A 7,396-nucleotide genomic window follows, 5' to 3' on the forward strand; every position below is an offset into this window, starting at 1 on the left:
CCAGAGCACTTCCAGCAAAAGTGCGCAGCGGTTTTGCGTCCGGAATGCGCGAAAACAAAGAGATAGAGCATTTCCATGACTCGGAAATGTTCTAGAGAACGATCGCCGCTGTACCTGCGCCAATGCGGGATCCCGTATCCGCCGGCTTGACCGAAAGCTCGCGCTCATATTCCCGCGCGGCGCAGACGGCAACGCGGATATGTTCGAATGTTTCGATGTTGCGCAGGAGCGATATCAGGATCGTCGACATGTTGGGGTACTCTTGATACGAAGGGCAGGCGAAGCGCCTACAGCGCTGGGCGTCTTTTTAGGACGCGCAAAGGACGCTGCGACACGTTGAATTCCTGCTCAATATTGCTGGAAGTCCGAAAAAATGGCGTTCGGGCGCGCCGTGCGGCTGTTGATGCCGGTGCCGCGCGCAATCATCTGTTCGTTCGTAGCAAAGCCGAAACGGCTGTAGCCTTGAGTGGAACGAACCTGGTCGCCGACGAGGCGAAGGGTTTCAAACCCGCTATGGATAGGACGAAAACGCTTGTTCATGGCCTTGGTTCCTGTGATTCCTCCCAAGACACAGCTGATATTGCGATGCAGCATAGATTCCGCAATGCGTCACGGCGGGATGCAGCCATGCGAAAATCGCATAGGCTGATTCACAAATTATTCAACTTTGGCTAATTTCTAAGCAAAGAGAGGGACTTAAGCTTCGCTTGAAAGACGAGCAGGTCATTCCAGGCCAGCCGCTTGTTTACAGGTGCGGTTAACAGATCCTGCGGATGCAGGCTGGCTATGGCAGGAATGACACAGTCCGCAACGGCAATCTCCTTCCAGCGGCCGCGCAACCCGTGAATCGTATCGTTTTCGCCGAAGAAAAAGCGCGCCGAAAAATTACCGAGCAGCAGGATCGCCTTCGGTTCGGCAAGCGCGATCTGCCGTTCGATGAAGGGTCGGCAAATGTCCATTTCCGCCGCCGAGGGCGCACGATTGCCAGGTGGTCGCCAGGGGATGACCTGCGTCAACAGAATGGCTGAGCGCGTCAGCCCGATCGCCGCCAACATCTTGTCGAACAGTTGACCGGATTTTCCCGAGAAGGGCATGCCCTCGCGATCGTCTTCGGCGCTCGGTGCCGAGCCGATCACCATGATCCCGCTTTCGGCATCGCCGCTGGCAAAGATGGTCGAGCGGGCACTGTGCTTGAGGTTGCAGCCGCTGAAGGCTTCGATCGCCGTCTTGAGCTCGACGAGCGATCGCGCGGTCTCGGCGGCGAAGCGCGCCTGCTGCACTGCCTCGCCATCCGGGATTGCCGGTTGCGGACCGGACGCTGCGCGTTCGGCAGGCGCTGGGCGTGCCGCTGCATTCGGGCGCGCCGGTGCCTGACCTGGGGCAGGGCGCTTCCCGGCGGCGGGACGTTGCTGCTGCGCCTGTGCCGCTGGGCGGCGCGCGGCCTTCATCGCCTCGAACTCGGCGAAGCGGTCGATCGCCTCTTCCTCCAAGAGCCATTCCACGCCGGCATCGGCATGGAAATGCAGAAGCGCTGCGAGCTCGGCTGGGGAAAGGTCGTTGGCGGAGATCATGCGGGCAAGCTTAGCGGAGTGACAGTGGCATTGAAAGGGCGGGCCGCCGATTGCCCGCCCTTGCCGGCTCTATTGCACAGTCCATTGCGCGATATCATCGCGTTCGCCGATCAGCGCCAGGCCATGGGCGATCGACAACAGCTCGCCGCCGCTTTCGATCCGGTCGCGCTCGAAGCGTTCGGTAAAGATGCGGCGCACCGCCGGCACGAAGGAGGTGCCACCAGTCAGGAAGACCTTGTCGATCTCCGCAGGCTTCGTCTCGGTCTTGTCGAGCACGTCGTCGAGCGCGCCTTCGATACGGGCGAGATCATCGGCGATCCAGCCTTCGAAGTCGCTCCGCTTGATGCTGCGATGTCCGCTGCGGCCAAGCGGCGTGAAATCGAAAGGCGCCTCTTCTGCGGCCGAAAGCGCCATCTTTGTCGCCGACACCGCCTGATAGAGCGGGTAGCCCTCGTCATGATCGATCAGGTCGATGAAGATTTCGAGCTTTTCCGGTTCCAGGCTGGTGCGCACCAGCTTCTTCAAATCCTCGAATTCGCGCGTCGTCTTGAAGATCGACAGCTGGTTCCAGCGGCCGAAGCTGGAATAGTAGTTGGACGGCACTTCGAGGATCTTGTCGAAGCTTTTGAAATGGCTGCCCTTGCCGATCAGCGGCGCGACGATGTTGTCGATCATCCTGTAGTCGAAATGGTCGCCGGCAACGCCGACGCCTGAATGGCCGATCGGCGTTGCCGTCAGCCTGCCGGCGACGGTCTCGAAGCGGATCAGCGAATAGTCGGTGGTACCGCCGCCGAAATCGGCAACCAGCACGGTGGCATCCTGCTTCAGGTTCTGCGCGAAGTAGAAGGCGGCGGCGACCGGCTCGTAGACATAGTGGATTTCGGGAAAGCCGAAGCGCGACAGCGCCGCGTTGTAGCGCTCGGTCGCCAGCGCCGGATCGGGGCTGGCGCCGGCAAAGTGCACCGGCCGGCCTGTGACGATGCGACCGACATCCGAAGGCCAGTTGTCGCCGGCATAGTTGCGCAGGCGCCTGACGAAAATCTCCATCAGATCTTCGAAATTATGCCGCTTGGCGAAAATCAATGTGCCCTGGAACAGCGCGCTCGCTGCAAAGGTCTTGATCGACTGCAGAAAGCGGCATTCGCCGGGATTGTCGATGAATTGGCGGATCGCCGCATGGCCCGCTTCCACCTTCAGCGCCGAAGCGCCGAGCTGGGCATCCTTCATGAAGGAAAGCGCCGTGCGCATGCTGTCTGCCGTACCCTCCGTGCTCGTGAACGCCATTGAGCGTGTCGCCCCGCCATCCGCCATGGCGAGAACCGTATTCGTCGTGCCGAAGTCGAAACCCAGCGCCTGAGCCATGCCCGCACCTCTTCATGCCGATTGTTATTGGAGACGGAGCATCGCTCCGCGAAAGGGCGTAAGCACGCCCCGGAATCAGGAGGGCGGGTGATGCCACAGGGGCGTGACACATTCAAGAGGAGCGGAAGTTGATGTGATCGCGGGCGCACTTCTTCTCCCGGTTAGAAGAAGAAGTGCGCCGCAAGGGTCAATCGGCAATGCCGAATTCAGAGGGCCGTCATCACTCGGCGGCCATTGCCCTTGCCTCTTCCAGCTCCGGCTCCACGACCTTCGTGTGGCCGATCAGACGGCCGAGGAAGTTTCCGAAGCGGTCCATCTCGACGAAAATGACCGGGGTGATGAAGAGCGTCAGCATCTGCGAGACGATCAGGCCGCCGACGACGGCGATGCCGAGCGGCTGGCGCAGCTCCGAACTTGCGCCGGTGCCGAGCGCGATCGGCAAGGCGCCGAGCAGGGCGCAGAAGGTCGTCATCATGATCGGCCGGAAGCGTCGCACGCAGGCCTCGTGGATCGCCACCGTCGCCTTTTCGCCGGTCGTACGCATGGTCTCCACCGCCACGTCGATCATCATGATCGCGTTCTTCTTGACGATGCCGATCAGCATCAGCAGGCCGATAAGGGCGATGATCGACAGGTCGAAGCCCATGATCTTTAGCGCCAGCAGCGCACCGAATGCCGCCGCAGGCAAACCGGAGAGAATGGTGAGCGGGTGGATGAAGCTCTCGTAGAGCACGCCGAGCACGACATAGATGGTCAGCACCGCCGCCAGGATGAGGTATGGCGTATTGCCCTGAGACTGCTCGAAAATCTCAGCCGTACCGCCATAGGAGGTGAAGACGTCGGCCGGCATGCTGATTTCCGTCTTGATCTGGTCGATCGCTGCCGTGGCATTGCTCAGCGAGACGCCTTCCGGCAGGTTGAAGGAAACGGTGGTCGAGACGAGCTGGCCCGTCTGGTTGATTGTCACAGGGCCGACCGTGCGCTCGACATGCGCGAAGTTTGAAAGCGGCACCAGACTGCCATTGGCCGAGGCGACACGGATTTCCGAGAGCTTCTGGTCGTCCCAGGGCTTGCTCGTGTCATATTCGACGATGACGTCGTAGCTGTCACCGGTCGACTGGATTTCCGCCGCTGCAAATCCGCTGAAGGATTCCTGCAGCGTCGTGCGCAGCGTGTCGTTGTCGATCCCGTAGGCGGCTGCCCGCTCGGTATCGATGACGATATTGGCCTGCAGGGCGTTGTTCTGGGCGTCCGACGTCACGTCGGTGAAGAGGCGATCCTTGCGCATCGCCGCCTGGATCTTGCCGGCCCACAGGTTGGTCTGATCAGCACTCAGCGCCTGCACCACCAGCTGATACTGGCTGGCGGTCTGGCGACCGCCGAAGCGCAGGCTCTGGTTCGGTGTCACGAAGGCCTGCAGGCCGGGGATCTTGTTGATCGCCGTGCGCAGATCGCGCAGCGTCTGGTCAAGCGGCGCACGCTGGTCCTTGTCCTTGAGTTCGACGAACATCGAGCCGTTGTTCTGTGGCTTGTTCGGGTTGCCGCCGATCGTCGACATCACGTGGTTGACCGCCGGGTTCGCCTTGACGACGGCTGCCGCCTGCTGCTGCAGCGCCGCCATGGCGGAATAGGAAATGTCCTGCCGGGCCTGCGTGCTGATCGTCAGGCGGCCGATATCTTCCTGTGGGAAGAAGCTCGTCGGCAGCGTCATGAAGAAATAGATCGTCAGTGCCACCGAGCCGAGGAAAACGCCGAGGATTATGATGCGATGCTGAAGGCACCAGCCGACCGCCCTGTCATAGCCGCGCAGCGTCCGTTCGAAGCCGGCATCGAAGATGCGGATGATGAGCGGCGGGCGGCTCTGGTGGTTGGACAGACGCGAGGCGAGCATCGGCGTCACGGTCAGCGAGACGATTGCCGAGGAGATGATCGCAATCGCAACCACCATGCCGAATTCGTTGAACACGCGGCCGACAACGCCGCCCATCAGCAGGATCGGGATGAAGACCGCGATCAACGAAACCGACATGGAAATGATGGTGTAGCTGACTTCGCCCGCACCCTTGATCGCCGCTTCCCGCACCGGCATGCCTTCCTCGACATGGCGCAGAATGTTTTCGAGCATGACGATGGCGTCATCCACCACGAGCCCCACCGCGAGCGTCAGCCCGAGCAGCGAGATGTTGTCGATACTGTAGCCGAGCACATACATCGTGCCGAAGGTCGAGATCAGCGACAGCGGAACGGCAAGCCCGGGAATGATCGTTGCTGTCGCATGGCCGGTAAAGAGGTAGATGACGAGAACGACGAGGCCGATCGTGAGCAGCAGCGTGAACTTCACGTCGGAGATGGCATCGCGAATCGGCTTTGCTGCGTCATTCATGACGACCGTGTTGACCGAGGGCGGGATTTCGGCGTGAAGCTGCGGCAGCTTCGCGTTGATCGCATCGACGACATCGACCGTGTTAGCGTCCGGCTGGCGCTGGATGGCGAGGATGATGCCGCGCTGGCCATCATACCAGCTGCCGGTATACTGGTTCTCGACGCTGTCCTGCACATCGGCAATATCGCCGAGGTGGATCGGCGCGCCGTTCGGATTGGCAATGACCAGCGAACGGAATTGTTCGGCGCTGGTGCGCTGCGTGTTCGCCGTGATGGTCATGCTCTGCGAATTGTTCTGCAGCGTTCCCACAGGCTGCTGGCTGTTGGCGGCAGCAAGTGCCTTGTTGACGGTGTCGATGCCGATGCCGCGGGTCAAAAGCTTGTTGGGATCGACCTCGACGCGCACGGCATAGGTCTGCGCACCGTAGACGCTGACCTGGGCAACGCCGGGAAGCGTCGAAAGCGACGGCGAGATGATGTTCTCGGCGATGTCGTCAAGCTTGCTGCGCGGCATGGTGTTGCTCTGCACCGAGAGCAGCATGACAGGCGCATCGGCCGGGTTCGTCTTGCGATAACTCGGCGGCGTCGTCAGATTGTCGGGCAGTTGCCGGGTGGCATTAGAAATCGCCGCCTGCACGTCGGCTGCGGCCGCATCGATATTACGACTGAGGTCGAACTGCAGCACGATGCTGGTGCTGCCGAGCGAACTGGAGGCGCTGATTTCGGTGATCCCGGGAATGGTCTCGAACTGCTTGATCAGCGGCGTCGAAACCGAGGTCGCCATCGTCTGCGGCGAGGCACCGCTCAACTGCGCCGAAACGTTGATGGTGGGAAAGTCGACCTGCGGTAGCGCTGCGACGGGTACGAGCTGATAACCGGCAAGACCGGCCAGAATGACGCCGATCGCAAGCAGCGTCGTCGCGACGGGGCGCTGGATACAGAAATTCGGGATCATTGCTGAGCTCCCACCGCGATTGTCTCGGACGGCTGCTGTTGCCGAGGCTCTTCGGCGGAGGCGACATCAAGCGCCTTTTCGTCGAACTGCTCGTTGATCGCCTGCTGGTCGCTGAGCTGGCCCTGGCCCTCGACGACGACGTGATCGCCTGGCTGAAGACCCGAGGCGATGGCGGTGAAGCCGCCGTTGGCGCGGGCAACGGTGACGGCCGTCAGATGCGATTTGCCGTCCTTGGCGACAAAGGCGAAGAAACCCTCCGGGCCGGGGCTGACGGCAACCGTCGGCACCACCACCTGCTGTGCGTCATTGTTGAAATGCACGACGATGGTGACCGACTGGCCGGGCCAGAGCGCGCCGGAGGCATTCTCGAATTTCGCCTTGGCGAGGATCGTGCCCGAGGCGGTGTCGACCGCGTTGTCGTAGAAGCTGATCTCGCCCTTTCGGACTTGCCCCTTGGTGGAGCTGGGAGCGGTGCTGACCTCGACCGGACCGCTTGCCAGAGCGCTCTTCAGCTCCCGCAGGTAGCGTTCCTGCAGGTGGAATTTCACATAGATCGGGTCGTATTTCGCAATGGTGACGATTGCCGAGCCGGCATTGAGGAAGGCGCCCTTGCTGACGGCGATATCGCCAAGCCGCCCGTCGAAGGGGGCGCGGATGTCTGTGTGCTCGAGCAGGATCTGGTCGGAGGCCAGCGACGCCTTGTCGGCATCGACCGTGGCCGCGGCGGTATCGCGGGCGGCGACCGCCTGGTCGAGGCTCTGCTGGGTGCCGGCCTTCTGGTTGAAGAGGTCCTGCGCACGCGTCAATGCGGTCTCGGCTTCCGAAAGGGTTGCCGTGTCGCGCACGATCATCGCATTGTCCTTGTTGACGGTCGCCTTGGCCGTCCGGTCGTCCAGCTTGGCGATCAGGTCGCCGGCTTTCACGGTCGCCCCATCCTGCGCATCGATGCTGACGATCAAGCCCTGTTCCTGTGCGGCAATGGTCGTGTTGTCATCGGCATCGGCCCAGCCGGTCGCCGTCACATCCATCGGCAGCGTCGTTTTCACGGCTGCGACGGTCTTGACGACGGTCGGGCCGCCGCCGCCGCGCCTGCGCCCGCCGCCCTGATGTTGCCCCCCATCCTGAC

The 7,396-nt window shown here is 61.9% G+C and carries 6 protein-coding genes; all 6 read right to left on the reverse strand.

What is annotated here, in order from left to right; all coding sequences use genetic code 11:
- Positions 1-91: 91 nt before the first annotated feature.
- Entirely contained in the window at positions 92-250 is a 159-nt protein-coding gene (locus tag FY112_RS36750; RefSeq protein ID WP_165504204.1) for a hypothetical protein, read from the reverse strand.
- Positions 251-348: 98 nt separating this feature from the next.
- Positions 349-540 carry a hypothetical protein gene (locus FY112_RS15420; protein WP_131629188.1) on the reverse strand — a complete coding sequence of 64 codons (192 nt, stop codon included), beginning with the start codon at positions 538-540 and terminating at the stop codon, positions 349-351.
- 131 nt (positions 541-671) lie between these two features.
- A complete protein-coding gene (locus FY112_RS15425; RefSeq protein WP_131629189.1) occupies positions 672-1,571 on the reverse strand; it encodes a uracil-DNA glycosylase in 900 nt (299 codons plus the stop codon).
- 69 nt (positions 1,572-1,640) lie between these two features.
- Positions 1,641-2,933, reverse strand: a complete 1,293-nt coding sequence (locus FY112_RS15430; RefSeq protein WP_017959707.1) for an Hsp70 family protein — start codon at positions 2,931-2,933, stop codon at positions 1,641-1,643.
- 220 nt (positions 2,934-3,153) lie between these two features.
- Positions 3,154-6,270 carry an efflux RND transporter permease subunit gene (locus tag FY112_RS15435; RefSeq protein ID WP_131629191.1) on the reverse strand — a complete coding sequence of 1,039 codons (3,117 nt, stop codon included), beginning with the start codon at positions 6,268-6,270 and terminating at the stop codon, positions 3,154-3,156.
- A partial coding sequence (locus tag FY112_RS15440) for an efflux RND transporter periplasmic adaptor subunit (RefSeq protein WP_151518772.1) occupies positions 6,267-7,396 on the reverse strand: 1,130 nt, incomplete at its 5' end. The genes FY112_RS15435 and FY112_RS15440, both read right to left, overlap by 4 nt.

It is taken from the genome of Rhizobium sp. PEPV16, assembly GCF_008919455.1.
Lineage (GTDB): Bacteria > Pseudomonadota > Alphaproteobacteria > Rhizobiales > Rhizobiaceae > Rhizobium > Rhizobium leguminosarum_Q.

Bases quoted from the DNA above. Each gene is read 5' to 3' on its own strand.
- FY112_RS36750 (WP_165504204.1), bottom strand. From the start codon at position 250: ATGTCGACGATCCTGATATCGCTCCTGCGCAACATCGAAACATTCGAA.
- FY112_RS15430 (WP_017959707.1), bottom strand. From the start codon at position 2,933: ATGGCTCAGGCGCTGGGTTTCGACTTCGGCACGACGAATACGGTTCTC.
- FY112_RS15425 (WP_131629189.1), bottom strand. From the start codon at position 1,571: ATGATCTCCGCCAACGACCTTTCCCCAGCCGAGCTCGCAGCGCTTCTG.
- FY112_RS15435 (WP_131629191.1), bottom strand. From the start codon at position 6,270: ATGATCCCGAATTTCTGTATCCAGCGCCCCGTCGCGACGACGCTGCTT.
- FY112_RS15420 (WP_131629188.1), bottom strand. From the start codon at position 540: ATGAACAAGCGTTTTCGTCCTATCCATAGCGGGTTTGAAACCCTTCGC.